This is a genomic window from Pelomonas margarita, from assembly GCF_043555875.1.
GTDB lineage: Bacteria > Pseudomonadota > Gammaproteobacteria > Burkholderiales > Burkholderiaceae_C > Pelomonas > Pelomonas margarita.
In genome coordinates this window covers 425,280-452,105 of sequence record NZ_JBIGHW010000003.1, presented here as the reverse complement: position 1 = coordinate 452,105, position 26,826 = coordinate 425,280, and the positions used below count along the sequence as shown (strand labels likewise).

General features: G+C 68.2%; 25 protein-coding genes. 14 read left to right on the top strand and 11 right to left on the bottom strand.

Features of this window, described 5'->3' with window-relative positions; genetic code table 11:
- Window positions 1–39: 39 nt before the first annotated feature.
- From ACG0Z3_RS08125 to ACG0Z3_RS08100, 6 genes are all read right to left on the bottom strand, one after another.
- The gene (locus ACG0Z3_RS08125; protein ID WP_394396773.1) at window positions 40–339 is read right to left on the bottom strand and encodes a flagellar protein FliT; all 300 of its coding nucleotides are present in this window, start codon (window positions 337–339) and stop codon (window positions 40–42) included.
- Between the two features lie 32 nt (window positions 340–371).
- Complete coding sequence (gene fliS / locus ACG0Z3_RS08120) at window positions 372–806, bottom strand: flagellar export chaperone FliS (protein WP_394396772.1); 435 nt, start codon at window positions 804–806, stop codon at window positions 372–374.
- A gap of 172 nt (window positions 807–978) precedes the next feature.
- Window positions 979–2,418 carry a flagellar filament capping protein FliD gene (gene fliD, locus ACG0Z3_RS08115; RefSeq protein WP_394396771.1) on the bottom strand — a complete coding sequence of 480 codons (1,440 nt, stop codon included), beginning with the start codon at window positions 2,416–2,418 and terminating at the stop codon, window positions 979–981.
- A gap of 89 nt (window positions 2,419–2,507) precedes the next feature.
- Window positions 2,508–3,494, bottom strand: coding sequence for a flagellin N-terminal helical domain-containing protein (locus ACG0Z3_RS08110; RefSeq protein WP_394396770.1), 987 nt, complete (start codon window positions 3,492–3,494; stop codon window positions 2,508–2,510).
- A gap of 245 nt (window positions 3,495–3,739) precedes the next feature.
- Window positions 3,740–4,612, bottom strand: coding sequence for a flagellin N-terminal helical domain-containing protein (locus tag ACG0Z3_RS08105; RefSeq protein WP_394396769.1), 873 nt, complete (start codon window positions 4,610–4,612; stop codon window positions 3,740–3,742).
- A gap of 233 nt (window positions 4,613–4,845) precedes the next feature.
- Entirely contained in the window at window positions 4,846–5,712 is an 867-nt protein-coding gene (locus ACG0Z3_RS08100) for a flagellin N-terminal helical domain-containing protein (protein WP_394396768.1), read from the bottom strand.
- 437 nt (window positions 5,713–6,149) lie between these two features.
- Between ACG0Z3_RS08100 and ACG0Z3_RS08095 the strand changes: the two genes are divergently transcribed.
- From ACG0Z3_RS08095 to flhC, 3 genes are all read left to right on the top strand, one after another.
- The gene (locus tag ACG0Z3_RS08095; RefSeq protein ID WP_394396767.1) at window positions 6,150–6,614 is read left to right on the top strand and encodes a hypothetical protein; all 465 of its coding nucleotides are present in this window, start codon (window positions 6,150–6,152) and stop codon (window positions 6,612–6,614) included.
- A gap of 244 nt (window positions 6,615–6,858) precedes the next feature.
- Window positions 6,859–7,179 (top strand): flagellar transcriptional regulator FlhD, encoded by a 321-nt coding sequence (gene flhD, locus ACG0Z3_RS08090; RefSeq protein WP_394396766.1) that lies wholly within the window; start codon window positions 6,859–6,861, stop codon window positions 7,177–7,179.
- Between the two features lie 168 nt (window positions 7,180–7,347).
- A complete protein-coding gene (gene flhC / locus ACG0Z3_RS08085) occupies window positions 7,348–7,884 on the top strand; it encodes a flagellar transcriptional regulator FlhC (RefSeq protein WP_268165336.1) in 537 nt (178 codons plus the stop codon).
- Here flhC and ACG0Z3_RS08080 read toward each other — a convergent pair whose 3' ends face one another.
- The 3 genes from ACG0Z3_RS08080 to ACG0Z3_RS08070 are packed head-to-tail and all read right to left on the bottom strand — an operon-like array spanning window position 7,885 to window position 10,747.
- On the bottom strand, window positions 7,885–9,441 hold the full coding sequence (locus tag ACG0Z3_RS08080; RefSeq protein ID WP_394396765.1) for an O-linked N-acetylglucosamine transferase, SPINDLY family protein: 1,557 nt from the start codon (window positions 9,439–9,441) through the stop codon (window positions 7,885–7,887).
- The gene (locus ACG0Z3_RS08075; RefSeq protein WP_394396764.1) at window positions 9,438–10,109 is read right to left on the bottom strand and encodes a class I SAM-dependent methyltransferase; all 672 of its coding nucleotides are present in this window, start codon (window positions 10,107–10,109) and stop codon (window positions 9,438–9,440) included. The genes ACG0Z3_RS08080 and ACG0Z3_RS08075 overlap by 4 nt, the downstream gene beginning before the upstream one ends.
- Window positions 10,106–10,747: a glycosyltransferase family 32 protein gene (locus ACG0Z3_RS08070; protein WP_394396763.1), complete on the bottom strand. Its 642-nt coding sequence runs from the start codon at window positions 10,745–10,747 to the stop codon at window positions 10,106–10,108. The genes ACG0Z3_RS08075 and ACG0Z3_RS08070 overlap by 4 nt, the downstream gene beginning before the upstream one ends.
- 131 nt (window positions 10,748–10,878) lie before the next feature.
- On the opposite strand from ACG0Z3_RS08070, the gene ACG0Z3_RS08065 reads away from it, so the two are divergent.
- The 11 genes from ACG0Z3_RS08065 (at window position 10,879) to ACG0Z3_RS08015 (ending at window position 22,534) form a co-directional block, all read left to right on the top strand.
- Window positions 10,879–11,937: a glycosyltransferase family 2 protein gene (locus ACG0Z3_RS08065; protein ID WP_394396762.1), complete on the top strand. Its 1,059-nt coding sequence runs from the start codon at window positions 10,879–10,881 to the stop codon at window positions 11,935–11,937.
- A complete protein-coding gene (locus ACG0Z3_RS08060; protein ID WP_394396761.1) occupies window positions 11,934–12,704 on the top strand; it encodes a class I SAM-dependent methyltransferase in 771 nt (256 codons plus the stop codon). The genes ACG0Z3_RS08065 and ACG0Z3_RS08060 overlap by 4 nt, the downstream gene beginning before the upstream one ends.
- Window positions 12,705–12,793: 89 nt before the next feature.
- Window positions 12,794–13,651 (top strand): flagellar motor stator protein MotA, encoded by an 858-nt coding sequence (motA, locus tag ACG0Z3_RS08055; protein WP_394396760.1) that lies wholly within the window; start codon window positions 12,794–12,796, stop codon window positions 13,649–13,651.
- A 97-nt stretch (window positions 13,652–13,748) separates the two neighbouring features.
- A complete protein-coding gene (gene motB / locus ACG0Z3_RS08050) occupies window positions 13,749–14,723 on the top strand; it encodes a flagellar motor protein MotB (RefSeq protein ID WP_394396759.1) in 975 nt (324 codons plus the stop codon).
- Between the two features lie 55 nt (window positions 14,724–14,778).
- Window positions 14,779–15,171: a chemotaxis response regulator CheY gene (cheY, locus tag ACG0Z3_RS08045; RefSeq protein ID WP_233371843.1), complete on the top strand. Its 393-nt coding sequence runs from the start codon at window positions 14,779–14,781 to the stop codon at window positions 15,169–15,171.
- Between the two features lie 32 nt (window positions 15,172–15,203).
- On the top strand, window positions 15,204–15,833 hold the full coding sequence (locus ACG0Z3_RS08040; RefSeq protein ID WP_394396853.1) for a protein phosphatase CheZ: 630 nt from the start codon (window positions 15,204–15,206) through the stop codon (window positions 15,831–15,833).
- 185 nt (window positions 15,834–16,018) lie between these two features.
- Complete coding sequence (gene flhB, locus ACG0Z3_RS08035; RefSeq protein WP_394396758.1) at window positions 16,019–17,188, top strand: flagellar biosynthesis protein FlhB; 1,170 nt, start codon at window positions 16,019–16,021, stop codon at window positions 17,186–17,188.
- 101 nt (window positions 17,189–17,289) lie between these two features.
- Entirely contained in the window at window positions 17,290–19,380 is a 2,091-nt protein-coding gene (gene flhA / locus ACG0Z3_RS08030; RefSeq protein ID WP_394396757.1) for a flagellar biosynthesis protein FlhA, read from the top strand.
- Complete coding sequence (gene flhF, locus ACG0Z3_RS08025) at window positions 19,377–21,005, top strand: flagellar biosynthesis GTPase FlhF (protein ID WP_394396756.1); 1,629 nt, start codon at window positions 19,377–19,379, stop codon at window positions 21,003–21,005. Before flhA ends, flhF begins: the two co-directional genes overlap by 4 nt.
- Window positions 21,006–21,022: 17 nt before the next feature.
- Window positions 21,023–21,802 (top strand): flagellar biosynthesis protein, encoded by a 780-nt coding sequence (locus ACG0Z3_RS08020; protein WP_394396755.1) that lies wholly within the window; start codon window positions 21,023–21,025, stop codon window positions 21,800–21,802.
- Between the two features lie 18 nt (window positions 21,803–21,820).
- The gene (locus tag ACG0Z3_RS08015) at window positions 21,821–22,534 is read left to right on the top strand and encodes an RNA polymerase sigma factor FliA (protein ID WP_394396754.1); all 714 of its coding nucleotides are present in this window, start codon (window positions 21,821–21,823) and stop codon (window positions 22,532–22,534) included.
- 168 nt (window positions 22,535–22,702) lie between these two features.
- On the opposite strand, the gene ACG0Z3_RS08010 is transcribed toward ACG0Z3_RS08015, so the two are convergent.
- Complete coding sequence (locus ACG0Z3_RS08010) at window positions 22,703–24,541, bottom strand: GGDEF domain-containing protein (RefSeq protein ID WP_394396753.1); 1,839 nt, start codon at window positions 24,539–24,541, stop codon at window positions 22,703–22,705.
- A gap of 60 nt (window positions 24,542–24,601) precedes the next feature.
- Window positions 24,602–26,821, bottom strand: a complete 2,220-nt coding sequence (locus ACG0Z3_RS08005; protein WP_394396752.1) for a putative bifunctional diguanylate cyclase/phosphodiesterase — start codon at window positions 26,819–26,821, stop codon at window positions 24,602–24,604.
- Window positions 26,822–26,826: the final 5 nt, after the last annotated feature.

Sequence of the window (26,826 nt, the reverse complement as noted above, 5' to 3'; positions counted from 1 at the left end):
CCGCTGCGCGTTCAGCGCAGCGTGGCCGGGCGAGGGTGTTCAGTGGACCATGCGGCTGTTGCCCTTGAGCACGTGGTCCAGGTCTTCGAGCCAGGGCTCGGCGAGGTGGCGGATCTCGGCGTCGTTGAGCAGGATGCGCTGCATGATGCGCGTCTTGAGCTGGGATTCGCCGGCGTTGAGCTGGTTCTGGTGGGCGGCTGCCTTGAGCTGGGAGATCAGCAGCACGCAGGCGCCCTCCAGCTTGACGACCTCGTCCCAGTTGCCGGTGCGGGCCGCAGAGAGCATGTCGGCGCTGGCCTGCTCGATGGCCTCGTAGTAGTTCAGCAGTTCGGAGTTCATTGCAGGTACCGGAGGTTCTGTGGACGAGACGCTCAGGCGGCGCGGGCCGTCGGGGCACCGGTGGCGGCAGGGCTCTGGCCGATGGCGGTCCAGGCTTCGCGCACCGGGCTCAGCAGGCGCTGGCACTCCTCGATGGCGCTGATATCGCTGCGCAGGTTGGCCTGGGTCAGCCGCGTGCAGACGTAGCCGTACAGGTCGCGCAGGTCGGTGGCGAGCTGGCCGGCCGACAGATCCAGCCCGGCGCGCAGGCCTTCGTCGAGGATGCGCACGGCGCGCGACAGGGCGCGGCCCTTGAGCTCGACGTTGCCCATCTGGATGGCCTGCGTGGCCTGGGCCATCGCGTCGAACACACCGTCGAACAGCATGGCGACCAGGCGGTGCGGGCTCGCGGCCTGCACGTCGGTCTCCAGGCCCACCTTGGCATAGAGGGTGGCGCGTTGGTTGCGGGCCGAGAAGGGGGAGGACATGTTGCCGTACATGGTGTCGGGGGGAAGAGTCGTCGCGTTGACTGTTTTTCGGCCTCAGCGCGGGCGAACTTGAGCCGGCTTTTGCACGAACTCGCCCGTGCGGGGCGGTCAATTCCGGCGACACCAACAAAAACGGCGACCTGCGGTCGCCGTTGTCGTGTGAGCGAGCCGCTCAGCTGCTGCTACTGCTGTTGAGGTTGGCCATCTGCTGCGAGACGTAGTCGGACAGGCTGTTGAGCTTGCTCATCTGCGTGTCCAGCAGCGAGTAGCGCGCACGCAGCCGGGCCTCGGTGGAGGCGACGCGGTCCTCGAGCTTGTCGATGCTCTTGTTGTTGTTGTCGATGAGCTTTTGCAGGCCGGCCTGGCGCGAGGTGACCCGCCCGTCGGCGCTCAGGGCGCCATCGACATAGCTGCGGATGCGCTGTGCGAAGCCGTCATTGCTGCCGTTGGTGCCGTCCAGCCCCATGAACAGCTTCTTGAGGCTGTCCAGGTCGCTCATGGCGGTGTTGAGCTTGGCGTCGGTGGTCTTGAGGTTGCCGTCGCTGCCGGCCTCAAGGCCGATCTGGGCCAGGCGCCCGATGCTGCCGGCCAGCGAGGTGGTGCCGCCGATGATGTTGCGCAGCTGGTTCTGCAGGCCCACGGCGGTGGCGTCGCCCTGCAGTGGGCCGGAGGTCTTGCTGCTCGAGTCGTACTTGGTCTGCTCGCGCAACAGCGCATTCACTGCGTTGTAGGCGGCGGTGAAGTCGGTGATGAGTTTCTTGATCGAGTCCTTGTCCTGGCTTACCGCGATGCTGGCGGGGATGGTGGACGTCTTGAGCAGCGTGATGTTGAGGCCGTCGATGGCCTCCTTCAGCGAGTTGGTCTCGGAACTGACCTCGATGCCGTTGATCAGCGCGCGGGCGTTCTGGGCCGGCAGCGTCTGGATCAGGGAGGTGATGCCGACGCGTGGGTCGTAGCCCAGGTCGGTCAGGCCCCCCGTGGCGTCGATGCGAAAGGCGTTGGTCTCGCCACTCGTGGTGGAGCGCAGCGTCAGCCGGGCGCCGCTGGCATCGTTGACGATGGCGGCCGTCACGCCGGCGCCGGCGCCATTGATGGCGTCACGGATGCCGGCGAGCGTGTCCTGGCCGGCGCCGATGTTGATCGTGATGGGCGTGGCACCGACCTTGTCGGTGAAGCCGGTGTAGGTCGGGGGATCGCCGCCGTCCGTTGCCCACTTGCCCAGCGTGATGGTCAGGCTGCCCTGGCCCACGGTGGTGGTGGCACTGGCCACGGCGGCGCTGCTGACCAGCGTCTGCGACTGAGCAAGCGCCTCGACCTTCACCGACACATTGCCGATGGCCGCGCCGGAGCCGGCGGAGACGGACACCAGCGTCGGGTCGCTCGACGTGGCCAGCGTGCCGGCCCAGCTGGCCGGCGTCGTGAGCCGCGAGGCGGCGTCGCGCAGCGTCGACAGCGCACTCTGCACCTTGCCGTACGACGACAGTTCGGTCTTGAGACCGTCGACCCGCGTGTTGAGCTGGGTGATGGGGGTGCGCTCGGCAGCGACGAGCTTGCTCACCAGCGACTCTATGTCGAGGCCGCTGCCGATGCCGGCGGAGCTGATGGTTGCCATGCTGCTGGATGTGAAAAGGCCGATATGCCAGAGGGATATCGGCCGGATTCTCCGGAACTTTAGGCCCCGGGTGAAAGTTTTTCGGTGGCTCAGCGCTGCAGCAGCGAGAGCACCTGCTGGGGTAGCTGGTTGGCCTGGGCCACCATCGCATTGCCGGCCTGTTGCAGGATTTGCGCGCGGCTCATGTTGGAGGTTTCCTGCGCGAAGTCGGCGTCCATGATGCGGGATCGGGCCGAGGTCTGGTTCTCGACGGCGACCTGCAGGTTGGAGATGACGGCATCGAAGCGATTCTGCGTCGCACCGAACGTGGAGCGGGCCAGGTTGACCTGCGCCAGCGCGAAGTCGATGAACTGCACGGCCACGAGCGGGTCACCTTCGTCGCCCGCAGCTCCGGTCAGGGCCGGGGGGCCGCCCGCCGCAGCGAAGTCGACCGCTGCCGTCGGTGGCACGCCGGCGGTGCCGCTGCCGGCGGCGCCGAGGATGTTGATCTTGGCGGTGTTGACGGCGGATTCAAGCGCGCCGTTGTTGCCGGTGGGCGTGCCGGTGGTGCCGGCGGTCGTGTCCAGGATGTCGCTCTGCGTGATGACGATCTGGTCATCGGCCGTCGCGTTCGCGCCGACCTGGAAGCTGAACGAGGCGCTGGTGCCGCCCGCGAAGCCGCTCAGGATGGACGAGCCGTTGAAGTTGGTGTTGCGCACCAGCCGGCCGATCTCCGTCTGCAGCTGCGTGAACTCGTTGTTCAGTGCGGCGCGGTCTTGGGTGTTGTTGGTGCCGTTGGCGGCTTGTACGGCCAGCTCACGCATGCGCTGCAGCATGTCGCCGACCTTGCCGAGCGAGCCTTCTGCCGTCTGCGCCAGCGAGATGCCGTCGTTGGCGTTGCGCACCGCGACGTTCATGCCCCGCACCTGGGTGTTCATGCGCTCGGCGATGGCCAGGCCGGCCGCATCGTCCTTGGCCGAGTTGACGCGCAGGCCGGAAGACAGCCGCTGCATGGACGTCGACAGCGACGACTGCGAGGCGTTCAGGTTCCGCTGGGCGTTCAGCGAGACGATGTTGGTGTTGATGGTCTGGGGCATTGAAGCACTCCTCGGAATTCAATCCGGACCGAATGGAACGTCGATCCGATGGGCTGAATTCTGAAAGTGCATGCCGGTGGCAAAAGCCCGATCAACGGGTCAAACCACGGCCAATCAAGACCTCTGCCTGTCCGCGCCGGGGCGGGGTGCCGGGGTGGGGGATGGGGTGTCTGCCACCGTGCTGGGCGGCCCGGCGGCGGTGGCAGTCGCCTCGTCGAAAGGGCGTTGCCGCCCGGGATGCCTGCTTAGCCTCGCAGCAGGGCCAGCACCTGCTGGGGCAGTTGGTTGGCCTGGGCCACCATGGTGTTGCCGGCCTGCTGCAGGATCTGTGCGCGGCTCAGGTTGGCGGTTTCCTGCGCGAAGTCGGCATCCATGATGCGGCTGCGCGAGGCGCTCTGGTTCTCCACCGCGACCTGCAGGTTGGAGATCACCGCATCGAACCGGTTCTGTGACGCACCCAGCGTGGCGCGCTCGCCGTTGACCTTGTCCAGCGCCAGGTCGATGTTGGTGATGACGGTGTCGATCGACGCTTCCGAGCCGGCAGCGGCCGTGATGACGGCCCGGCCTGTGCCGGTGTTGTCGGTGCCGGCCACGACGGTGATCACCGCGTCCGTCGTCATGTCGGTCGTGACGATGTCGATGCGGTCATTGGCCGTCACGTTGGCGCCGACCTGGAATGTCTGCGTGCCCGCGTCGGCCGTGGCCAGCACGGCCTTGCCGTTGAAGGTGGTGCCGGCCAGCACGCGCTGGATTTCCTTGGCGAGTTCGCCGAATTCCTTGTCCAGCGATTCGCGGTCGGCGCTGGTGTTGGTGGCGTTGCGGGACTGCACGGCGAGTTCACGCATGCGCTGCAGCGAGTCGCCCACCTTGGACAGCGCGCCTTCGGCCGTCTGTGCCAGCGAGATGCCGTCGTTGGCATTGCGGATGGCGACCTGCGAGCCGCGGACCTGCGCATTCATGCGCTCGGCGATGGCCAGGCCGGCCGCATCGTCCTTGGCCGAATTCACACGCAGACCCGAAGACAGGCGCTGCATGGAGACGGCCAGGGACGACTGCGACATGGCCGTGTTGCGCTGGGCATTCAGCGAGGCCAGGTTGGTGTTGATGACTTGGGGCATGTTCAATCCTTTCGTTGACGAGGCGTCTGCTACGTAGTCCTCGACTGAATCGCGAACCCGTTGAGATGCTTATCGTCTTGACGGCGGATTGACTTGAATCCTTTTTGCACACGGCCCTAAAAGCGCCGCCCGCTGTGGGGCGGAGCGGCGTTCAAGGAGCTTGTGCTGGTGGCGTGAGGACTTCCGTCTTCAGCGTGGACGTTTCACTCAGGGCCAGCGGAGCTGGCCCGGCGTCATCGAAGCAATGAGAGCACTTGCGACGGAATCTGATTCGCCTGGGCGATCATGGCGTTGCCGGCTTGTTGCAGGATGTTGGCTCGGGAGAGGTTGGCCGTTTCCTGCGCGAAGTCGGCATCGGTGATGCGGCTCTTGGCCGCACTCTGGTTCTCCACCGAGATCTGCAAGTTGGAGATGACCTGGTCCAGCCGGTTCTGCGAGGCGCCCAGCGTGGCGCGCTCGCCGTTGACCTTGTCGATGGCCGTGTCGATGTTGGTGATCACGGTGTCGATGGACGCTTCCGCCCCTGCGGCGGCGGTGATGACCGCGCGGCCAGCGCCGACGTTGTCGGTGCCCGCGACGGCCGTGAGCGTCGACTCGGTCGTCATGTTGGTCGTGGCGACGTCGATGCGGTCGTTGCTGGTCACGTTGGCGCCGACCTGGAAGGTCTGCGTGCCCGAATCAGCCGCCAGCACGGCGCGGCCGTTGAAGGTGGTGCCGCCCAGCACGCGCTGGATTTCCTTGGCGAGCTCGCCGAATTCCTTGTCCAGGGATTCGCGGTCGGCGCTGGTGTTGGTGGCGTTGCGGGACTGCACCGCCAGTTCACGCATGCGCTGCAGCGAGTCGCCCACCTTGGCCAGTGCGCCTTCGGCCGTCTGCGCCAGCGAGATGCCGTCGTTGGCGTTGCGGATGGCGACGTTGGAGCCGCGCACCTGGGCGTTCAGGCGCTCGGAGATGGCCAGACCGGCAGCGTCGTCCTTGGCGGAGTTGACGCGCAGGCCGGAGGACAGGCGTTGCAGCGACGTCGACAGCGATGACTGCGACGTGGACACGTTGCGCTGCGCATTGAGCGACAGCAGATTGGTATTGATGACCGAGGCCATGATGCGCTTCCTTTTCGGTGACAGAGAACCCGGCAACAGCGCCGGACGAAGACCCAGGTGCCCGGGTGCGGCACCCGTGCTGTCCGCCTGAGACGGCCTGGCGGCCAGCCCTGGCGGCGACGCCCGACGCTGTTGGCCGGGAGGACGCGTCGCCCCCCGAGAGAGACCCCGCTTCCTCCGGCGTTCCAGCCGGACCACGGAACTGTTTTCAGCGCCGTTGCATTGGCTATCGGTGCGGGATGGATGTTTCTTTAGGTTGATTTGTCAAGAGCGTGATCTTTTGAATAAAAGGGCGCGCAACGGCTTGTTCTTTGGATGGGCCGTTGGCGCGGGAAGCGCGCCCCAAAAGCACGGCTTTTCATGAGATCGGCGCGCCGCTCGGTTCCTAAAGTGCGGCTCAACCCGGCCGAACCCCTGCGCCGGCCTGGAGTCCCGCCATGCGAGCCCCGACTGCTTCCACCCGCAAGAGCAAGAACGCCCACCGCCCGGTCGCTGCCCCCAGCAACGACCCCAAGCTGCTGCTGGCCCGCGCCCGCAATGCCGCCTTCGCTGAGGCGGCCAAGGGCAATCTGGGTGGTGGCCTGGGTCTGCTCTACAACGCGCTGCAGGACGAGCCGATGAGCCACGACCTGCTGGCCGATATGGCAGCGCTGCTGCTGGCAGCCGGCAAGCTGGAGCACGCGGCGGCCTACGCCGAGCGCGCGCTGCAGGCTTGCCCGCTGCATGGCCCCAGCCTCTACACGTTGGCGTTCTCGTTGTCGGGTCGTGGCGAGGTGGACCGGGCGATCGGCGTGCTGACCGAACTCCAGCACGGCGCTGGCCGGGACAGCCTGCAGGCCGAGGCACCGGAGCTGGTGCTGGTGGCCATGATCGAGCTGGAGCGCCTGCGCCGGGCGCGCTGACGTTCCCTTTTCACGTGCGCGTGTCATCCGACATCGCGCCACACACCGCCGAGGCCCCGCAGCGAAAGCTGCGGGGCCTCGGTGTTTTCAGGCCCGACGCGCATGTAGGAATTTGCCTGACAAGCACTTCCTGCCAGGGTGACGCCGGGCACCGACGCCGCCTGATATCGGCGGAAAAGAGGCTTCAACACAATCCGTTTCACTGATCCGCAACGCCCACCCAACTCTGAAACGGAGCCCCGCCATGAACGCTGACCAAATGCTCGCCGAGATCCGTGAAGCCAACCTGTCCTACCTGATGCTGGCCCAGAGCCTCATCCGTGCGGACCGTGAGCAGGCGCTCTACCGCCTGGGCATCAGCGAGGAGACGGCAACCCTCATCGGCACGCTCAGCCCCGCACAGATCATGAAGATTGCCGCCGGCAACACACTGCTGTGCGCCTTCCGCATGAGCGATGACCTGGTGTGGGGTCTGCTGACCAACCACAGCAAGCCGGGTGCCAACGAAAGCGTCAGCCGCCTGCATGCGTCCATCCTGATGGCTGGTCGCCACGAGCATGCATGAAGCCCCCGGCGGCGCGGGACCGCGCCGCTGACCCCCCGAGGGGGTGGCGATCGCTCAGGGGGGCTGGCCCCTTCGCGACATCGCCCCAGGCGGGCGGCTTGGGGCGGCCCGGCGCTCGCCCGCAACACCGAATACTGAACACATACACACCGATTCCAGGAGCCCACCATGCGCGTCAAGAGCATCCTCACCGAAGCCAAGCAGATCGAACGTGCCGTTCAGCTGATCCACCTCGGTGCGCGCCTGCAGGTGCTGGAGTCCGAGACCGACCTGTCCTACGAGCGCCTGCTGCGCCTCTATAAAGAAGTGAGCGGCAAGTCGCCGTCCAAGGGCCAGTTGCCGTTCTCGACCGATTGGTTCATGACCTGGCAGCCCAACATCCACGCCAGCCTGTTCCTCAACATCCACGAGTACCTGAACAAGGCGGCCGAGATGGATGAGATCGACACCGTCATCAAGGCCTACCAGCTCTACCAGGAGCAGACGCAGGCGCAGGGGCTGGAGGCGATGTTGTCCGTCACCCGTGCATGGCGCCTGGTGAAGTTCGTCGACAACGGCATGTTGACGCTGACCAAGTGCTCCAAGTGCAATGGCCAGTTCGTCACCCACCCGCACGAGGTGGCGCGCCACTTCATCTGCGGTCTGTGCAACCCGCCGGCCCGCGCCGGCAAGGGCCGCGCGCAAGGCTCCATCCAGATGCACTGATCAGGCGGGCAGTGCCTGCGGCGGCAGCCCCGCCAGCGTGCGCGCCCACATGCGCTCGTAGAGCGCCTCCAGGTCGCGCGCGAAGCGCGTCGTGTCGTATAGCCCTGAGGGCCGCGACCGGATCCGTTCTTGCAAGGCTTGGCGCGCTGCGGCATCCCGCCCCAGCGCGTCGATGCGCTGGACATAGTCGGCGGCGTTTTGCGTGATGCAGTCCTCCAGCCCGGCTGCAGCCAGGATGCTTGCCGCCACGCGGCCGGGGAAGCTGTCGTTCATCAGCGTCACCACCGGCACACCGGCCGCCAGTGCATCGCTGGTCGTCGTGTGGCCGTTGCAGGGCCAGCTGTCCAGCGCCAGGTCGGCAACCTGCAGCCGCGCCAGGTGCTCGTCCATGCCCACCGGTGGCGCAAACACCAGGCGGCTGGCCAGGTCGCCCGCCGCCGCGCGCAAGCATGCATCGGCCTGCTCGCCGCCGCTGAGCTGCCAGAGCTGGGCCTCGGGCAAGCCGCGCAGTACGTCCATCCACGCTGCCCACAGCGGCGGCGTGATCTTGTAGGGTGCATTCGCTGCCAGCAGCACCAGCGCGTCGTCCCGCAAACCCAGGGCGGCGCGCGTCGGTGCCGGGCCGGGCGTGCGCCGGCGGTCTTGCGGCTGGTAACAGTGCGGCAACTGGGCGATGCACTCGCGGTAGTCGGCGGCGTGGGCCAGTGGCGTGACGACCGGGTCGCCGATCACGTAGTCGATGAAGCCGGCGCCGCTGGTGCCGGGGAAGCCCAGCCAGCTCACCTGCACGGGCGCCGGCCGGCAGGCGAGGGCGGCCATGCGGCTGCCGGCAGTGTGGCCCTTCAGGTCCACGAGGATGTCGATCTCATCGGCACGGATGCGCCGGGCCAGCGCCGCCAGATCCAGTCCGCCCACCTCGACCAGCGCGCCGCTGGCTGCGATGCGCTGCCGCAGCGCCGAGCCGTCGTCGGGGCCGTGCGAGTACAGCCGGATGTCGAAGCGCTGGCGGTCGTGGCTTTCCAGCAGGTCCACGATCAGCGCGGTCGTGGCGTGGGCGTGGAAGTCGGCCGACAGGTAGCCCACGCGCAAGCGCTCACGCCGCGTGGGCATGCGGGCGGGTAGCGGCTGCAAGTCGCGCGCCAGGTGGCGGCTGGCCAGCGCGGCGGACTTCAGCAGCTCGGTGCGCGTGTGTGGCAAGCCCACCAGCGCGAACGGCATGCCGAACTCGTCGTCGGCGGTGTCGGGCTTGGCAGCGAGTGCGGCGCGCAGCGCGGCGAGGTCGGCGTCCAGTTGGGACCAGTCGGCCGCCTTCTGTGTGGCGTGCACCAGATAGCCTTGGGCCATCACGCTGCCGGGCTCCAGCAGCGCGGGGGTGCGAAATGCTTCGGCCGCCTGGGCATGCAGGCCCAGTGCCTGCAACGCAAAGCCCAGTTGCAGGTAGGTCGCCGTGTCGGTGGGCGCCAATGCCAGGGCCTGCATCAGCAGGTCGATGGCTTCGACGGCGCGGCCGGCATGGCGCAGCGCCTCGGCCTCGGCGCGCAGGGTGGCGGGCGTCACTCGGCAGCCGAGGGCGCCGCCGTCCGGCTGGCCACGGCCAGCAGCGACATGCCGTTGAAGAAGAACATGCCGTCCAGCTGCCAGGGCGTGTACTTGCGGATCACGTTGGCCAGTGTGTATGGCGTGTACCAGCAGTTGTGGTCCGGGTGCACGACCTCGACAAAGGTCTGCGCGCCACTGTTGTAGTCGAAGTGCCGGCGAAAGCAGGAGTACGCATCGGGCACGGTGATGATGTATTGCTCGGCGCCCACGGCATCCAGCTGCTTCAGGAAGCCGCCCACGTCGGGCACATGCTCCAGCACCTCGGGCACCAGCACGGTGTCGTAGCGGTCGGTCACGTCGGCCCAGTCGCTGAAGAGACGGCCCTTCAGGTGGGGCTGCATCAACGGGAAGACCTCGCCGTGGATGTCGAAGCCGTCGAGCTGGCAGTGCGCGTCGAGCTGCAGGTGCAGCGATCGTTTCAGGTCGGTGATGGGCCAGTCCACGCAGCCCACGTGCAGCACGCGCTTGTCCGCGCACAACGCGACGAAGGCGTCCAGCCGCGGCACGCCGACGAAGTCCTCGCCGACCTTGACCTTCTGCACGAAGTACTTCTGATGCGCGTATTCCAGCGGGGAGACGGGCAGCTCATCCATGGTCTTGCGCTCGGTGGCGAGGACGGCGCTCATGCGACTTTCCTCTTGTGCAATTCGTCGTACTTGCCCAGGGTACTGCCCCATTCTTGCGCGGCGAACACAGGGCCGCCGCCGGTGTATTCCAGGCCGGTGAAGTGGCGCGGGATGAAGAAGTGGCTGGGCCAGATGGTCAGGTTGGCATAGCGCTGCATGCGCACCTGCTCGGTCAGGTACAGCGGGCCCACGCTCTGCCAGGCCATGCGGTCGACAACAGTGGTTTCCTTCTGCAGGTCCAGGATGATCTGGCCGAAGAAGGGGTTCTCGGGCACGGAGGCCACATAGCCGGCGGCGATCAGGCCGGGGCGGATCAGCTCGTTTTCCCAGCAGGCGCAGGCCTCGCCCTCGAACAGCCAGGGCTCCAGCGGGCGCTTGCAGATGCTGTCGGCGTCCACGACGAAGCCACCCTCGTGATACAGGATCTCCCAGCGCATCAGGTCGGCCACACCGTTGAGCTCGCGCTTGGCCATGTCGCGCATGTGGCTGGCGTTCACCCAGCCATAGCTGGCGAGCTCCTCGTTGCCCCAGACGCGCACGGTCCAGTCGGGGTTGTGCTGGCGCCAGGTGTCTATGCAGTTGTCGGGGCGCTTGGATTCGTCGCCCACCCAGATCACGTGCAGGGTGCGGGGGATCATGAGAGAGCCTCGCGGACGGTGGAAGTGGCGTGACTCTAGGCCGCCTGCCGCCGGCGCGAAACGCGGTGAAGAGGGGGAAATCCGCCCTTGAAATCGCCGAGCGGGGCCTCGCGCATGACCACAATGCCGGCATGACCGCTGCTGTGCCCTGCCGCCTGGCCCTTGTCGTGATCGCCCGCGACGAGGCCGCGCGCATCGGTCGGCTGCTGGACAGCGTGCGGCCGTGGGTGGACGAGATGCTGGTGCTGGACACCGGCTCGCGCGACGACACGGTACGGGTCGCCCGCTTGCACGGCGCGCGCGTTGCCCGCTTTGCGTGGTGCGACGACTTCTCGGCCGCCCGCAACGAGGCGCTGGCGCTGGCCGGCGCGGACTGGCATCTGGTGCTGGATGCCGACGAGTGGCTGATCGATGGTGGCGAGGCGCTGCAGGCGCTTCGCGACACGCCGCCGTCGTTCGTCGGCGCGTTGCAGCTGCGTGACCGCTTCGACCTCGCGCCCGAGCGCCAGGCTGAGGCTGTCGCCTGGCTAAGCCGTGTGCTGCCCGGCCCGTTGCGCTATGCCGGCCGGGTGCACGAGCAGCCTCAGCACGCCTTGCCGGTGCGCCGACTGCCGCTGGTGGTTGGGCATGACGGCTACGTGGCCGAGCGGCTGGCCCACAAGCGAGGCCGCAATCGCCAGCTGCTGCAGCAGGCGCTGGCCGAGGCGCCGGACGACGCCTACCTCTGGTACCAGCTGGGCAAGGACTGCGCGGTTTACGACGAGCACGACGGCGCCGAAGCGGCCTTCGCCCGAGCCTGCGCGCTGCCGGCCGTGGGCGCCGCCCCCTGGTGGCCCGATCTGCTGCCGCGCCGCCTGTTTGCGCTGAAATGCCTGGGGCGCCATGCCGATGCGATGGACTTCGCGAACACGCAGCTGGACGCCGCGGCCGACTCGCCCGATTTCTTCTTCGCCATTGGCGATGTGCTGCTGGACCTGGCGGCCGAGCAGCCGGCGCAGGCGGGCGAGCTGCTGCCCATGATCGAGGCGGCCTGGCAGCGCTGCCTGGCGCTGGGCGAGCGCCCGGAGCAGCCCGGTGCGGTGGCCGGCCGCGGCAGCTTCCTCGCCGCGCACAACCTGGCCCTGGTGCTGGAAGGTACGGGCCGCGCGGCCGAGGCTGCGGAACTGCGCGCGGCGCACCCGTGGCCGTGAGCGCCGGCCTGCGTCGGCTGGTCACGGTCTGGCCCTTGTCGGCCCTGCTGGTGTGGCTGGCCGCCTGGCTCGCCCAAGCGCTGCTGCTGCGGCTGGGCCTGGGGCGGGAGATCGCGCTCATCGCGGGCGCCGGGCTCGGCGGTGCGCTGGCGCTGCTCTACGCGGCACGCTGGCGGCGCCTGATCGCGGCCTTGGGTTTCCCGCTGTCGACGCTGATGCTGGGCTGGCAGGGTGGGGCGCCCGCGCTGCTGTGGCTGCTGCCGCTGGCGCTGCTGTGGTGGCTGTACCCGCGGCGCAGCTGGAGCGAGGCGCCGCTGTTTCCGACGCCGCGTGGCGCGCTGGCCGGCCTGGCCGAGGCGGCGCCGCTGGCGCCCGGCGCGCGGGTGCTGGACGCCGGCTGCGGCACGGGTGACGGCCTGCGCGAGCTGCGGGCGGCCTATCCGCAGGCGGATGTCGAAGGAGTGGAGTGGAGTCGGCCGCTGGCTTGGCTGGCCCGCTGGCGGGCGCGCGGCGCGCGTGTGCGGCGGGGCGACCTGTGGGCCGACGACTGGGCGCCGTTCGCGCTGGTCTATGTGTTCCAGCGGCCCGAGTCCATGCCGCGGGTCTGGGCCAAGGCCTGCGCCGAGATGGCGCCCGGCGCCTGGCTGGTCAGCCTGGACTTCGCGGTGCCCGAGGTGGCGCCAGCCGCGCAGTGGCAGCTGCCCCACGGCCAGTACGTCCGGGTCTACCGGGTGGCGCGTAATGTTGCGTCAAAGCCCGCTAAATGATGCGTTCAGGGCCGCGCCCGGCGCGGCATACTTTATGAACCTCCCGGCAGCGGGCCGTTGAGGGTTGACCACCTCCACCTCGACCAAGCATGTTCGTCATCATCGGCTGGCTCCTCGCCTTGGCCTGCATCTTCGGCGTCTACATCGTGCACGGCGGGAACATGGGCGTGATCCTGAAGGCGTTGCCTTTCGAGATGACGACCATCTTCGGCGCGGCCATCGGCGCCTTTCTGGCCAACAACCAGATGAAGGTCGTCAAGGCCACCATCGCGGGCCTGGGCCTGTGTTTCAAGGGCAGCAAGTACAGCAAAGCGCGGTACATGGAGCTGCTGGCGCTGATGTACGACATCCTGCAGAAGGCGCGCAAGGAAGGCCTGATGTCCATCGAGAAGGACGTCGAGGATCCGCACAGCTCGCCGCTGTTCCAGAAATACCCGGTGGTGGGCAATGACCACCACGTCACGGAGTTCATCACCGACTACCTGCGCATGATGGTGTCGGGCAACCTGAACGCGCACGAGATCGAGTCGCTGATGGACAGCGAGATCGAGACCCACCACCAGGAAGAGCACGCAGCCGTGGCCGCGCTGGGTCGCCTGGCCGGCGGCCTGCCGGCCTTCGGCATCGTGGCGGCAGTGCTGGGCGTGGTGAACACCATGGGCTCGGTGGGCCAGCCGCCCGCGGTGCTGGGCGGCATGATCGGCTCGGCACTGGTCGGTACCTTCCTGGGCATTCTGCTGGCCTACGGCTTCGTCGAGCCGCTGGGCGGCCTGCTGGAGCAGAAGGTGGAAGACGCCGGCAAGGAATTCCAGTGCATCAAGACCACGCTGCTGGCCAGCATGCAGGGCTACGCGCCGCAGGTGGCCATCGAGTTCGGCCGCAAGGTGCTGTTCTCTGGCGACCGTCCGAGCTTCTCCGAGCTCGAAGGTCACGTGAAGAAGAAGTGATGACAAGCGCAGCCATGGCCGGCCGCCGGGCCGCCCCAAGGCCGGCCGCGCCCCCTCGGGCGGCGGCAGCCGTACTCGGTGACATGGGGGCTGCGTAGTGGCCGGCGACGCAAAGAAGCTCCAGCCCATCATCATCAAGAAGGTGAAGAAGGGCGGCCACGCGGCGCACGGCGGCGCGTGGAAGATTGCCTACGCCGACTTCGTGACGGCCATGATGGCCTTCTTCCTGCTGATGTGGCTGCTGGGCTCCACCACCGAGGGCGACAAGAAGGGCATCGCCGAGTACTTCCAGTCGCCATTGCGCGTGGCCATGCTGGGCGGCTCGGGCTCGGGCGACTCCTCCAGCGTCGTGCGCGGCGGCGGCAAGGACCTCACACGCGAGACCGGCCAGGTCAAGGAAGGCCAGAGCGACGCCAAGAAGTCCAGCTACACGCTGCGCGCGCTCAAGGAAGAGCAGCGCAAAGCCGAGCGGGCGCGGTTGGAGCAGCTCAAGACCAAGGTCGAGGACGTGCTGGCCGAGAACCCCAAGCTGGCTGCTTTGGGCGGCCAGATCCGGCTGGACATGACCAAGGAAGGTCTGCGCATCCAGATCGTCGACGAGGGCAACCGGCCCATGTTCGACAGTGGCAGCGCCGTCGTGAAGCCCTACATGCGCGAGCTGCTGCAGGAGTTGGGCAGCGTGCTGACCGAAGTGCCCAACCGCCTGACGGTGGAAGGTCATACCGACGCCCAGCCCTTCTCCGCAGGTGACAAGGGCTACAGCAACTGGGAGCTGTCGGCCGACCGGGCCAATGCGTCCCGCCGCGAACTGGTGGCAGGCGGGCTGCAGGAGGCGCGCATGCTGCGCGTGCAAGGGCTGGCGGCCAGCAAGCTGCTGGATGCCAAGGACCCGAATGGCGCTCTGAACCGCCGCATCAGCATCATCGTCATGAACCGTGACGCGGAGGATGCGGTGCTGAAGAACGTGCCGGACGAGCCCGAGGTCGATGCGGCTTCCGCGCCGCAGGAGGCCACGCAAGTGCCCGCTATCGGCAAAATGCCGCAAACTCAGCCGCCGGGGGCCGGCCGCTAGAAACTAGACTGCGGCCTGACCCTGAAATCCCGCCTGCCCCAGATAGAGGATCGCCATGAGCGCTGACATGAAATTCCTGGTCGTTGACGACTTCTCCACCATGCGCCGCATCGTCCGCGGTCTGCTGAAAGAGATCGGCTACAACAACTGTGAAGAGGCCGAAGACGGCGTCGAGGCGCTGAGCATGCTCAAGGGCGCCAAGTTCGATTTCGTCGTCAGCGACATCAACATGCCCAACATGACGGGCTTCGAGTTGCTGAAGGCCATCAAGGAGGACCCCAACCTCAAGCACCTGCCGGTGCTGATGGTGACGGCCGAGGCCCGCAAGGAAGACATCGTGCTGGCGGCGCAGTCCGGCGCCGCCGGCTACATCGTCAAGCCTTTCACCAAGGCGACGCTGGAAGAGAAAGTTCTCAAGATCATGCAGAAGCTGGCAGCGGCTGCTTGACGACAACAATTCAAAAGGGGACTGTCATGTCGATGGATCAGTTGGATCAGTTGGGCAACGCGCAGGAGCCGCTGCTTGTCTCGCCCGAAGTCTTCCAGCAGCTCGGTACCATCACCCGCACGCTGCATGACACCATGCAGCGCCTGGGCGTCATGCCCAAGCTGCAGGTGGCCACCGACGGCCTGCCCGATGCGCGCAGCCGCCTGAGCTACATCGCCAGCAAGACGGCCGCTGCGGCCGAGAAGGTGCTGAATTCTGTAGACCAGGCCAAGGCCGAGCACGCGGGCATCAGCAAGGCGACGCAGGAGCTGGCTGCCGCCATCGTGGCCGACCCCGTCCGGGCCGTCGCCAGCGGTGCGGTGATGAACTTCGTCAAGGATGTCGAGAGCCGCACCACGAGCATCGACAACCACCTGACCGACATCATGCTGGCGCAGGACTTCCACGACCTCACCGGCCAGGTCGTCGCCAAGGTCGTGAACCTGGCCAACGACCTGGAAGACAGCCTTGTGAAGTTGCTGGTGCAGGTGGTGCCGCCGGAGCAGCGAGAGAAGGTTGACCCGAACATCCTGCAGGGGCCGGTCGTCAACGCCGAAGGCCGCACCGACGTCGTCACCAACCAGGGCGAGGTCGACGACCTGCTGGCCAGCCTGGGTTTCTGAACCCCTCGCTGCGCAGCGGGCGCACCAGACAGGGCCGGCAATTGCCGGCCTTTTGCATTTCTGGCGGTGCTGCTGTGGCGGTGTTGGCCGTGGTGGACGCGGAACAGGGCGGTGTGTGCCACGCTATTCCCGCTCAAGTGGGCGGGGCAGGCTCGGAACAATCTGGCCAGCGCTGACAAACCGCCATGGCCGACCAAGACGCACAAGACCGCAACCTACCCGCCTCGCCCAAGAAGATCCAGAAATCTCGGGCCGAGGGGCAGTTGCCGCGGTCGCGCGACCTGCCGCACTTCGCGATGATGGCTGCGGGCGGTGCCGCGCTGATGGCGGGTGGGCCGCTCATCGTCGATGAGCTGCGCAGCATGCTGCGCACGGGCCTGCACTTCGACGCCAGCCTGCTGGCGCGGCCCGGTTTCATGGCTGAGCGCCTGGTGGAGATGTCACTGGCCTTCGCACTCGTCGCGCTGCCGCTGGGGCTGCTGCTGATGCTGGCGGCCATCGCCAGCAACCTGGCCAGCGGAGGCTGGAACTGGACGATGAAGCCGCTGGCGCCGAAGTTCAGCCACCTGGACCCGATCTCCGGCCTCAAGCGGCTGTTCACCGGCCAGGGTCTGGGCACGGCACTGAAGGCCGTGCTGCTGGCGCTGGTGCTGGGTACCGTGGGCGCGCTGGTGCTGAAGGACAGGCTGGCGGCCTACGTGAGCATCATGTCCGTGCCGCTGCCGTCGGCGCTGGCCTATGCGGGCCAGCAGCTGATGGGCGGGTTGGCGCTGCTGGCCGTGGCGCTGGCGGTGTTCGCGGCCATCGATGTGCCGCTGCAGCGCCAGCTGTGGCTGCGCCGCCTGCGCATGAGCCGTGAGGAGGCGAAGCAGGAACTCAAGGAGATGGAAGGCAACATGGAGGTCAAGGCCAGAATCCGCGCCAAGATGCGCGAGATGGCCAAGCGCCGCATGCTGGCAGCCGTGCCGCAGGCCGACCTCGTGGTCATGAACCCGACCCACTATGCCGTGGCCCTCAAGTACGAGGAAGGCAAGATGGCCGCGCCCAAGGTGATTGCCAAGGGTGCGGACCTGCTGGCGCTGAAGATCCGCGACCTGGCCAAGGAGAGCAAGGTACCCGTGTTGCAGCAGCCGGTGCTGGCGCGTGCGCTGTACGCCCACGCCAAGCTGGACCACGAGATCCCCGCTGCGCTGTTCGGTGCTGTGGCGCAGGTGCTGGCCTACGTCTACCAGCTGCGCGCCGCACTGGCCTCGCGTCATGTGGCCCGGCCCGACATGCCCAAGCCGCATGTGCCGCCCGAGCTGGACCCGCACAACCAGCCGGGCTGGGTGCCCGACGAGGACCTCGCCGAATAGGCGCCGTTGCGGGCCGCGAAACAGCGCGGTTTTCCCGCCGCTTCTCCGGCTCAAGTTTGGCGGGCTGCCGCGAAAAATGCGGGTGAGATCCCTGTCGCCCCATGAACCAGCTCACCGCCAAACTCCAAGCCCTGCTCGGCCCGCGTGCCGGCGTCATCGCCGCGCTTGGCGCACCGGTGGCCGTGCTGCTGGTGCTGGCCATGATGGTGCTGCCGCTGCCGCCCTTCGTGCTGGACCTGCTGTTCACCTTCAACATCGCGATGGCGGTGATGGTGACCATGGTGGCGGCCAACATGATCCGGCCGCTGGACTTCGCGGCTTTCCCGACCGTGTTGCTGCTGACCACGCTGATGCGCCTGTCGCTCAACGTCGCGTCCACGCGCGTGGTGCTGCTGGAGGGCCACACGGGCACGGGCGCGGCCGGCAAGGTCATCGAGGCCTTCGGGCACTTCCTGATCGGTGGCAACTTCGCAGTCGGCCTGATCGTGTTCGCCATCCTTGTGGTCATCAACTTCATCGTCGTGACCAAGGGTGCGGAGCGCATCGCCGAGGTCGGCGCGCGCTTCACGCTGGATGCCATGCCCGGCAAGCAGATGGCCGTGGACGCCGACCTCAACGCCGGCCTCATCAACGAGGCCGAGGCCAAGCGCCGCCGCGCCGAGCTGTCGGACGAAGCGGACTTCTTCGGCTCCATGGATGGTGCCAGCAAGTTCGTGCGAGGCGACGCTATCGCGGGCATGCTGATCCTGGCGATCAACATCGTCGGCGGCTTCATCATCGGCGTGGCGCAGCACGGCCTGTCTGCCGGTCAGGCTGCCAACAGCTACATCCTGCTGGCCGTGGGTGACGCGCTCGTCGCGCAGATCCCGGCGCTGCTGATCTCGGTGGCGGCTGCGATGGTGGTGTCGCGCGTGGGCACGGACAAGGCCATCGGCAGCCAGATCGGCAAGCAGGTGTTCGGCTCGGCCAAGAGCATCGCCATCACGGCTGGCGTCATTGGCGCGCTGGGGCTGATCCCGGGCATGCCGCATGTCGTGTTCCTGCTGATCGCCTCCGGGTTGGGTTACCTGGCCTGGTGGCTGCGCACCAAGGAGCAGGCCGCCGAGGTGGCCAAGGCCGTCAAGCCGGTGATGCCGCCCAGCGAGGGCAGCGGCGAGGCCAGCTGGGAAGACCTGGTGCCTGTGGACACGCTGGGCCTGGAGGTGGGTTATCGCCTCATCACGCTGGTCGACAAGACCCGCGAGGGCGACCTGCTGAGCCGCATCAAGGGCGTGCGCCGCAAGTTCGCGCAGGAGGTCGGCTTCCTGCCGCCGCCGGTGCACATCCGCGACAACCTGGAGCTGCGCCCCAGCCAGTACCGTATCTCGCTGCGTGGCGCTGTCGTCGGCGAGGCCGAGGCCTTCCCCGGCATGTGGCTGGCCATCAACCCAGGCCATGCGACGCAGAAGCTCATCGGCACTCAGACCACCGACCCCGCCTTCGGCCTGCCGGCCGTGTGGATTGAAGAGCGGCAAAAAGAGATGGCCCAAATGAGCGGGTTTACGGTGGTTGATTGCTCGACTGTCGTGGCCACCCACCTTTCACACTTGATGCAAGTGCATGCAGCCAAGCTGCTGGGCCGCGTGGAGACACAGGCCCTGGTGGAACACCTCACCAAGCAGGCGCCGCAATTGATCGAAGACGTGATTCCCAAGATGGTCAGCATCGCCACACTGCAACGAGTTCTCCAGCTGCTGCTGGAAGAGGGCGTGCACGTGCGCGACATGCGCTCCATCGTTGAATGCCTGGCCGAGACATCGGCTACCGTGACGGACCCGCAGGAGCTGGCCCGCCGCATCCGCACCCACATTGCGCCGGCCATCGTGCAGCAGATCTACGGCTCCACCAAAGAGCTGGACGTCATCGCGCTGGAGCCCGAGCTGGAGCGCCTCGTCACGCAGGCCCTCAATTCGCCGCACGGCGCGGCGCTGGACCCCGGTGTGGCCGACACGCTGGCTCGCAGTGCCGCCGAGACGGCCCAGAAGCAGGAAGACCGCGGCGTGCCCGCCACGCTGCTGGTGCCCGACCTGATTCGCGCGCCCATGGCTCGCCTGCTCAAGCGCGCTGCGCCGCGCCTCAAGGTGCTGGGCCACAGCGAGATCCCTGAGACCCACACCATCCGCATCGGCTCCATCATCGGAGGCACAGCATGAATGTCCGAAAGTTCACCGCGAGGACGTCCCGCGAGGCCCTCGCTCTCGTCAAGCAGGCCTTCGGCCCCGACGCGGTCGTGCTGTCCAACAAAACCGTGCCGAACGGCGTGGAAGTGCTGGCCATGGCGCCCGAGGGCATGGGGCAGATCGAGCAGATCGCCCAGACCGCACCTCGCACCGTGGCCCGCCCGGCTGCGCAGCCCTCACCGGCCCAGCCGCAGCCGCGTGCCAGCTTTGCCGAGCGTTCGCGCCAGGAGCCCAGCTTCGGTGCGCCCGAGGTGCGCCAGGACGTCGAGCAACTGGCCATGAGCACGCTGAGCTTCCAGGACTATGTCCGCGAGCGCGTGCTGCGTCGCCGCCAGGCCGAGATGGCCGGCCAGCCTGACCCGGTCATGGCGTCCGCGGCGCCTGCACCGCAGCAGCCGCCGGCGGTGTCGCTGGACGCTGTGCGCGCCCAACGCGAACGCCGCGCCGCAGAGGCCATGGCTGCGCTGGCACCGCGCCGCGCCGCCGCGCCCGCGCCGCGCAACATGCCGCCGGTGCTGCGCGACGAGATCCGCATCCCGCCGGCTGCGCCCGCACGCCCGGTGCCGCTGCTCAGCGACATCGCGACGGTCGAGCCCCAGCCGCTGCCCGGTCAGCCCACGGCCACACAGCGCAGCCAGATGGACATGGCCTCCGAGCTGCGCCAGATGCGCGGCTTGATCGAGGAGCGGTTCTCGTCGCTGGCCTTCATGGAAAAGCTGCAGCGCCAGCCCGTGCAGGCGCGCCTGACGCAAAAGCTGCTTGAGCTGGGTTTTTCACCCGCCCTGGTGCGCAAGCTGGCCGAGAGCTGCCCATCCGAGTTCAAGGCCGGTGCCACGCACGACCCCGCCGACGAGACCGCCTGGGCCGCCCATGTGCTGTCGCGCAATCTGCAGACCGACGAGGCCGCGCCGGCCATCGAGGACCGCGGCGGCGTGTTCGCGCTGATCGGCTCCACCGGTGTCGGCAAGACCACGACGACCGCCAAGCTGGCCGCCCACTTCGCCACAAAGTACGGCGCGGGCCAACTGGGCCTGATCACGTTGGACGCCTACCGCGTCGGCGCCCACGAACAGCTGCGCGCCTACGGCCGCATCCTCGGCGTGCCGGTGCACACCGCCCACGACCGAGCGTCGCTGGACGACCTGCTGGACCTGCTGTCCAGCAAGAAGCTGGTGCTCATCGACACCGCCGGCATGGCCCAGCGCGACAGCCGCACGCAGGAGCTGCTGGAGATGCTGGCCCACCCCAGCATCAAGAAGCTGCTGGTCATCAATGCCGCGCAGCAGGGCGAGACGATCGAGGACGTCGTCAACGCCTGGAAGGCGGCGGCCTGCGAAGGCGTCGTGCTCAGCAAGATCGACGAGGCTGTCAAGCTGGCTCCGGCGCTGGACACGCTGATCCGTCACAAGCTCAAGGTGCTTGGCGTGGCCAACGGCCAGCGCGTGCCGGAGGACTGGCACCGCCTGCCTAGCGTGGCCCTGGTGCAGAAGGCGCTCAAGAGCCCTGCCGCCGGCGCCTGGCGCATGGACAACACCGATGTGAACCTCATCTTCGCCGGCGCGCCGCTGAGCGATCTCGGCCCGCAGGCCCTGCATTGATGTCCCAAGGCCCGAGCATGCTCCAGGATCAAGCCCACGGTCTGCGCCGGCTGTTCGCCGCCAGCAAGACGCGCTTCGTGCCCGTCGTCAGCAACCCCGCCGTCATGGGCGCTGGTGTGCTGCTGGAAGGCTTGTGCGCCGCTTTCGCCGAACTGAACCTGCAGACGCTGGTGGTGGATGCGGGCGAGTCGTCGCCGGCGCCTTCCGAGCTCGCGCAGGTCGAGTTGTCCAACTGCATCGAGCGCCTGTCGCCCCGCGTCTCCTACCTGGCCGCGCGCGGCCTGCCGATGCGCTACATCAACGCCCAGGGGTCGGCGGCGTCCTTCCTGGAGGCGCTGGCCGCGGCGGCGCCCGAGGCAGACATCATCCTGCTGCACGCACCGGCGGCCGAGCTGGCTCGTGTCGTCGCGCTGCGCGAAGTGCGCCCGCTGCTGCTGGCCGATACCGACCCGCGCAGCATCACCGAAGCCTACGCGGGCATGAAATGGCTCACACAGCGCGCCGGGCTGATGGTCTACAGTCTGCTGATGGCCTGCCACCCCCAACTGCGCGTGGCCACCCGCATCGCGCAACAGCTGCACTCCTGCGCCGACGGCTTCCTCGGCGCGGTGCTGCGGGACTGGGCCTGCCTGGACCCGCGCGCCTCCCAGCACGCACCGTTGTCGCCCGAGCTGCGCCACCTTGCCCGCGAGCTGCTGCTGGCGGCGCCGCCCGGCGCGGCCATCGGTGCTTCGTCCGACGCCACCCCGCTGCGCCCGGTGCGCAGCCCCGTCCACGCCCCGCTCGCCGCGCACTGACCTCACGTCGGAGCTGACATGTACACGCCCAAAGGCCGTCTCGACAACAGCACGCTGATCAAGCAGTACAGCCCGCTGGTGCGACGCCTGGCGCATCAGATGATCGCCAAGCTGCCGGCCAACGTGGAGGTGGACGACCTGATCCAGGTGGGCCTCATCGGTCTGACCGACGCGCTGTCGCGTTTCGACGCCGAGCAGGGCGTGCAGTTCGAGACCTTTGCGACCCAGCGCATCCGTGGCGCCATGCTCGACGAGCTGCGCGGCGGCGACTGGATGAGCCGAGGCACGCGCCGTCAGCAGCGCGAGATCGAGGCTGCCGTCCACAGGGTCGAACAGCGCCTGGGCCGCGCGCCCAGTGAGGCCGAGATCGCTGCCGAAATGGGGCTGGGGCTGCAGGAGTACCAGGAGCTGCTGTCCAAGGTGCGCGGCACGCAGCTGATCTACCTGGAAGACATGTCCGGCGACGACGGCGACGAGGACTACCTCGACCGCCATGTCGCCGACGAGGCCGGCAACCCCATGCTGCAGTTGCAGGACCACCGCATGCGCGAGGCGCTGGTGGCGGCCATCAAGAACCTGCCCGAGCGCGAGCAGTTCGTGATGAGCATGTACTACGAGCACGACATGAATCTCAAGGAGATCGCGGCCGTCCTCAAGGTCACCGAGTCCCGCGTGTGCCAGCTGCACAGCCAGTCCATCGCCAGGTTGCGCGTCAAGCTGCGCGACTGGTAGCACGAGGTGCCCGGAAAACCAGGTCCGGGACCAACGCAGGGCCCACGTGGCCCCGCCTCATGGTCCGCAAATGGCACGGGGCTGGCCGGCGCGATTGTTCAGCGTTGAACAGCCGCATCACCCGGGCTGGGCGCCCGACACGCGGTCAGGTGCGAAGGGCGCTGATCCTCATTCGGCGATGCACGCGCGGTTCTTGCCCGTGTGCTTGGCCTCGTAGAGTGCGACGTCGGCGCGGTCCAGGGCGGCTTCCAGCGTCTCGCCGGCCCGGTACAGCGTGACGCCGGCCGAGAAGGTGACGAACACGTCCTTGCCCTCATGGTTGAACAGTGCCGAGGACAGCGAGCGCTGCAGCCGCACCAGCACGGCTTGTGCCTCGTCCAGCGGCGTGTCGGGCAGCATCAACACAAACTCCTCGCCGCCGTAGCGCGCCACCATGTCGCCCGGCCTCAGCGAGGCCTGGGTGCGTTCGGCCAGTGACTTCAGCGCGATGTCGCCCGCATGGTGACCCAGCGTGTCGTTGAGCTTCTTGAAGTTGTCGATGTCCAGCAGTGCCAGCGCCACGCGCGTCTGCTCGCGCTCGGCGCGCGCCTGTTCGATGCCGAAGGCCTGAATCAGGCCGCGGCGGTTGGCTACCTGTGTCAGCTGATCGGTGTGGACTTCATTGGAGAGCCGGCGCAGCTCGCCCTCCAGCGTCTCGACGCGCTGCGTCAGCGCGCTGGCGCGGTCGTGCTCCAGCGTCAGCCGTTCCTGCGTCTGGGCCACCAGGCCCTGCACGCTGCGGCTTTCCTCCACCATCTCGCGCACCGTGCCCGCCAGGCTTTCCAGCGAATCGGCCTGCTCGATGGCGTCGGCGTAGCGGCCCACGCTGTTCTGGAAACGGTCGGTGTGCTGGCCCAGCTCGCCCAGCTCGGTCAGCATGCGCTGGATCAAGCCCTTCAGCGCATCGCGGGCCTTGGAGCGCTCGTCGCGCAGCGCGCGCTGACGCTCGCGTGTGCCGCTCAGCAGTTCGGACACCACGCGAACGCCGCGGCCGGACAGGCCCTGCGCCAGCGTGTTGTTCATGGCCTCGGCTTGGCCGCGTGCCCAGGAGTCGTCCTCGGCCAGATCCACCAGGCTGCCGCTGAGTTCGCGGCACAGGCCGCCGAGCTCGTCGAACAGGTGGCGGCGGTGGTCCAGCAGGTGACGGGCGCGCAGGCACAACGCAGCCATCTGGGCGGCCCGCTGCGGTGTCGCGCCGTCGGCCTGCAGCTCGGCCTGCGCCGCGTCCAGCTCCAGCATCAGCGCCTCGGCCGTCGTGGCCTCGGTTTGCGGTGAGCGCAGCGCATGGGTGACCGTGCCGCTGAGCTCGCGGCTCACATCGCGCCAGGGCGCGAGGTCCACGGCGGGCGTCGACAGGTCCAGGCGCATTGGCTCTTCCAGGCCGCCGCTGTCGCGGAAGTCGGAGGCGGCAAAGTCGCTGTCGGCAAACAGCTGGCTGGGCGTGCCGCCGTCCTCGTCGGTCTCGATCTCGCTGCCGTCGCCGTCTTTGTCCCAACTGGCCACCAGCTGCAGCAGTCGCTTGACCAGCTTGCCGCTGTCGGCGCGACCCAGCTCCAGCGCGCGCTGGATGCCTTCCTTCTTGCGCGCCAGCGTCCATTGCCGGCCGCCGCGCTCCAGCCCGCGCACCAGGCGCTCGATGGCCTGGGCGAGCGCCTCGGCCTGCGCGGCGGGGCCGGCCACATCCAGCAGCTTGTCCACCTGGCGCTGCAATTCGTCCAGCCGCTGCTCGCGCAGCGAGGTCTGCAACTCCTGACGCGTGGTGCCGGAGGGCAGGGCCAGGCTGATCAGGCGCGACAGCAGCTGCTGCACACGCTCAGGAACGGCCGCGCCGCTGCCGGCAGCGGCCTCGCCCCCGGCCTCGATCGCATAGGCGCGCGCGTAGTTCTCGGGCGTGGGTTCCAGTCTTGCCTGGGCCAGGCGCTGCAGAGCAGCCTTGGCGAGTTGGGCCGGTGGAAGGGTCGATCGCATCTCAGTGGTCCGTGCCGTTTTGTCGGCATTCTGCAGGCCGCACCCGAGCGAGCGGCGGCCTCATCGCTGTCCGCGAGACAGGTCGCTGCTGCCGTCGGCCTGCGTGATCCAGGGAGCCTTGCGCGGCAGCACGGTCTGGGCAATCCAGCGCTCCAGCTCGTCAGGCGGCAGTGGCTTGCTGAACAGGAAACCCTGCATCAGCGAGCAGCCCAGGCGGTGCAGCACCTCCATCTGACGCAGCGTCTCCACGCCCTCGGCGATGACGCGCAGGCCCAGGGCGCGTGCCAGCGCGATGATGGCTGTGACGACGGCCGAGCTCTGCGGCGTGATGCCCAGGTCGCGCACGAAGGTGCGGTCGATCTTGACCTCTGAGATGGGCAGCGTGGTCAGGTAGGCGAGCGACGAGTAGCCGGTGCCGAAGTCGTCGATGGAGATCTCGACGCCCACCTCGTTCAGCCGGTGCAGAGACGGGATGACGTTCTGCAGGTCCTTCATCAGGTTGTTCTCGGTGATCTCGAGCTGGATGGACCTGTGCGGCACGCCGTAGGCGCTGACGCATTGGTGGATGTGCTCCACGAGATCAGTGCGCTCGAACAGCCGGCTGGGCAGGTTGACGGCGATGGAGTCGGAGAAGCCGAACTGCAGTTGCCACAGCTTGGCCTGGCGGGCGGCTTCCTTCAACGCCCACTCGGACAGCGGCACGATGAGGCCGGTTTCCTCGGCCAGCGGGATGAAGTCGGCCGGCGGCACGAGCACATTGCCGCGCTGCCAGCGCATCAGCGCCTCGGCGCCCACCATGCGGGCGGCGCGCACGTCGATCTTGGGCTGGTAGTGCAGCACGATCTCGTTGCGCTCCAGCGCCTTGTGCAGCGCGGACTCCAGCTCCAGCTTCTGCTTGCCGTGGCCGGCGAGCTGCGGCGAATACACGGCCGAGGCGTTGCGGCCCTGGCTCTTCACCGCGTACATGGCGACGTCGGAATTGCGCAGCAGGTCGGCCATGGTCTGGCCGTCGCGCGGGTAGATGGCGATGCCGACGCTGGCCGTGACGAAACACTCCTGGCCACCGACGAAGATCGGCTCGCGCAGCGCGTCCAGCACGCGCTGGGCGACGCGCTCGGCGTCGCGTTCGTCCGTCACCTCGGGCAGCAGCGCAACGAACTCGTCACCGCCCAGCCGCCCGACGGCCTCCAGGCCGCGGTGGCTGCGGCCGCCCAGGCCTTCGAGCACGCCTTCCATGATCTGGTCGGAGTGGCGCACGCAGCCGCGCAGGCGCCGACCGACCTCGATCAGCAACTCGTCGCCGGCCGCGTGGCCCAGCGTGTCGTTGATGACCTTGAAGCGGTCCAGGTCGATCAGCAGCAGGCCCACCTCGTGGCCGCCGCGGCGCGCGCTCTCGATGGCGCGCTCCACGCGCCAAATCAGCTGGCGACGGTTGGGCAGGCCGGTGAGGGCGTCGAAGTGCGCCAGCTGGCGGATGCGGTCCTCGGCCTGGCGGCGGTCGGTCACATCCTGCAGGATGCCGGTGTAGCCGCTGGCAGCGCCCTGGTCGCTGAACTCGGGCTCGGCTTCGATGTGCACGACGCGCTGGCGGCCGTCGGGCAGCGTCAGCGGCAGGTCGGTGATGAGGACGGACGTGTGGGCGATGACGTCGCGCAGCAGCCTCAGGAACATGTGGCGGTCATCCGCCGGCACCATGCGCAGCACGCTGAGGAAGTCCAGCCGGTCCTGCGGGCCACGGCCGAAGACGCGCAGGCCTTCGGCTGAGATCGTGAAGCTGCCGGGCACGTCGCGGCGCCACTCGAAGCTGCCCATGCGGGCCAGATCCTGGGCGCGCGCCAGCTTGGCCTTGCTGCGCTCCAGCTCCAGCCGCGTGCGCGAGCTGCGAAGCAGGTAGCGCAGCCGCCCATCCAGCAGGCTCCACTGCGGCGACTTGACGAAGAAGTCCGTCGCACCGGCCTGGTAGGCCCGGTTGATGGAGGCCTCGTCGTCCAGGCCGGTCAGCATCAGCACGGGCAGGGATTCGAAGCCCGGCGTGGCCCGCAGCAGCGAGCAGGTCTCGAAGCCGTCCAGTTCGGGCATCAGCGCGTCCAGGACGACAACGTCCGGCGGGCGGATGGACAACTGGGCCAGCGCCTCGCTGCCGCTGGGGGCCTCGGTCACCTCGAAGCCGCGCTCACGCAGCGCCGCCGCCGTCAGGATCAGATTGACCTCATCGTCGTCGACCAGCAGCACCCGAGGGCGCGGCGGCAGATCGTCGAGGTCTTGACCGATGGGCTGCATGGAGG

What these genes read in the sequence shown, in the direction of transcription:
- ACG0Z3_RS08075 (WP_394396764.1), bottom strand. Translation starts at nt 10,109, where the DNA reads ATGAGCGCCGTCCTCGCCACCGAGCGCAAGACCATGGATGAGCTGCCC.
- flhF (WP_394396756.1), top strand. Translation starts at nt 19,377, where the DNA reads ATGAATGTCCGAAAGTTCACCGCGAGGACGTCCCGCGAGGCCCTCGCT.
- ACG0Z3_RS08100 (WP_394396768.1), bottom strand. Translation starts at nt 5,712, where the DNA reads ATGGCCTCGGTCATCAATACCAATCTGCTGTCGCTCAATGCGCAGCGC.
- ACG0Z3_RS08020 (WP_394396755.1), top strand. Translation starts at nt 21,023, where the DNA reads ATGCTCCAGGATCAAGCCCACGGTCTGCGCCGGCTGTTCGCCGCCAGC.
- flhC (WP_268165336.1), top strand. Translation starts at nt 7,348, where the DNA reads ATGCGCGTCAAGAGCATCCTCACCGAAGCCAAGCAGATCGAACGTGCC.
- fliD (WP_394396771.1), bottom strand. Translation starts at nt 2,418, where the DNA reads ATGGCAACCATCAGCTCCGCCGGCATCGGCAGCGGCCTCGACATAGAG.
- fliS (WP_394396772.1), bottom strand. Translation starts at nt 806, where the DNA reads ATGTCCTCCCCCTTCTCGGCCCGCAACCAACGCGCCACCCTCTATGCC.
- ACG0Z3_RS08105 (WP_394396769.1), bottom strand. Translation starts at nt 4,612, where the DNA reads ATGCCCCAAGTCATCAACACCAACCTGGCCTCGCTGAATGCCCAGCGC.
- flhB (WP_394396758.1), top strand. Translation starts at nt 16,019, where the DNA reads ATGGCCGACCAAGACGCACAAGACCGCAACCTACCCGCCTCGCCCAAG.
- ACG0Z3_RS08110 (WP_394396770.1), bottom strand. Translation starts at nt 3,494, where the DNA reads ATGCCCCAGACCATCAACACCAACATCGTCTCGCTGAACGCCCAGCGG.
- ACG0Z3_RS08040 (WP_394396853.1), top strand. Translation starts at nt 15,204, where the DNA reads ATGGATCAGTTGGATCAGTTGGGCAACGCGCAGGAGCCGCTGCTTGTC.
- motA (WP_394396760.1), top strand. Translation starts at nt 12,794, where the DNA reads ATGTTCGTCATCATCGGCTGGCTCCTCGCCTTGGCCTGCATCTTCGGC.
- ACG0Z3_RS08070 (WP_394396763.1), bottom strand. Translation starts at nt 10,747, where the DNA reads ATGATCCCCCGCACCCTGCACGTGATCTGGGTGGGCGACGAATCCAAG.
- ACG0Z3_RS08125 (WP_394396773.1), bottom strand. Translation starts at nt 339, where the DNA reads ATGAACTCCGAACTGCTGAACTACTACGAGGCCATCGAGCAGGCCAGC.
- cheY (WP_233371843.1), top strand. Translation starts at nt 14,779, where the DNA reads ATGAGCGCTGACATGAAATTCCTGGTCGTTGACGACTTCTCCACCATG.
- ACG0Z3_RS08015 (WP_394396754.1), top strand. Translation starts at nt 21,821, where the DNA reads ATGTACACGCCCAAAGGCCGTCTCGACAACAGCACGCTGATCAAGCAG.
- ACG0Z3_RS08010 (WP_394396753.1), bottom strand. Translation starts at nt 24,541, where the DNA reads ATGCGATCGACCCTTCCACCGGCCCAACTCGCCAAGGCTGCTCTGCAG.
- ACG0Z3_RS08065 (WP_394396762.1), top strand. Translation starts at nt 10,879, where the DNA reads ATGACCGCTGCTGTGCCCTGCCGCCTGGCCCTTGTCGTGATCGCCCGC.
- flhA (WP_394396757.1), top strand. Translation starts at nt 17,290, where the DNA reads ATGAACCAGCTCACCGCCAAACTCCAAGCCCTGCTCGGCCCGCGTGCC.
- ACG0Z3_RS08005 (WP_394396752.1), bottom strand. Translation starts at nt 26,821, where the DNA reads ATGCAGCCCATCGGTCAAGACCTCGACGATCTGCCGCCGCGCCCTCGG.
- ACG0Z3_RS08095 (WP_394396767.1), top strand. Translation starts at nt 6,150, where the DNA reads ATGCGAGCCCCGACTGCTTCCACCCGCAAGAGCAAGAACGCCCACCGC.
- flhD (WP_394396766.1), top strand. Translation starts at nt 6,859, where the DNA reads ATGAACGCTGACCAAATGCTCGCCGAGATCCGTGAAGCCAACCTGTCC.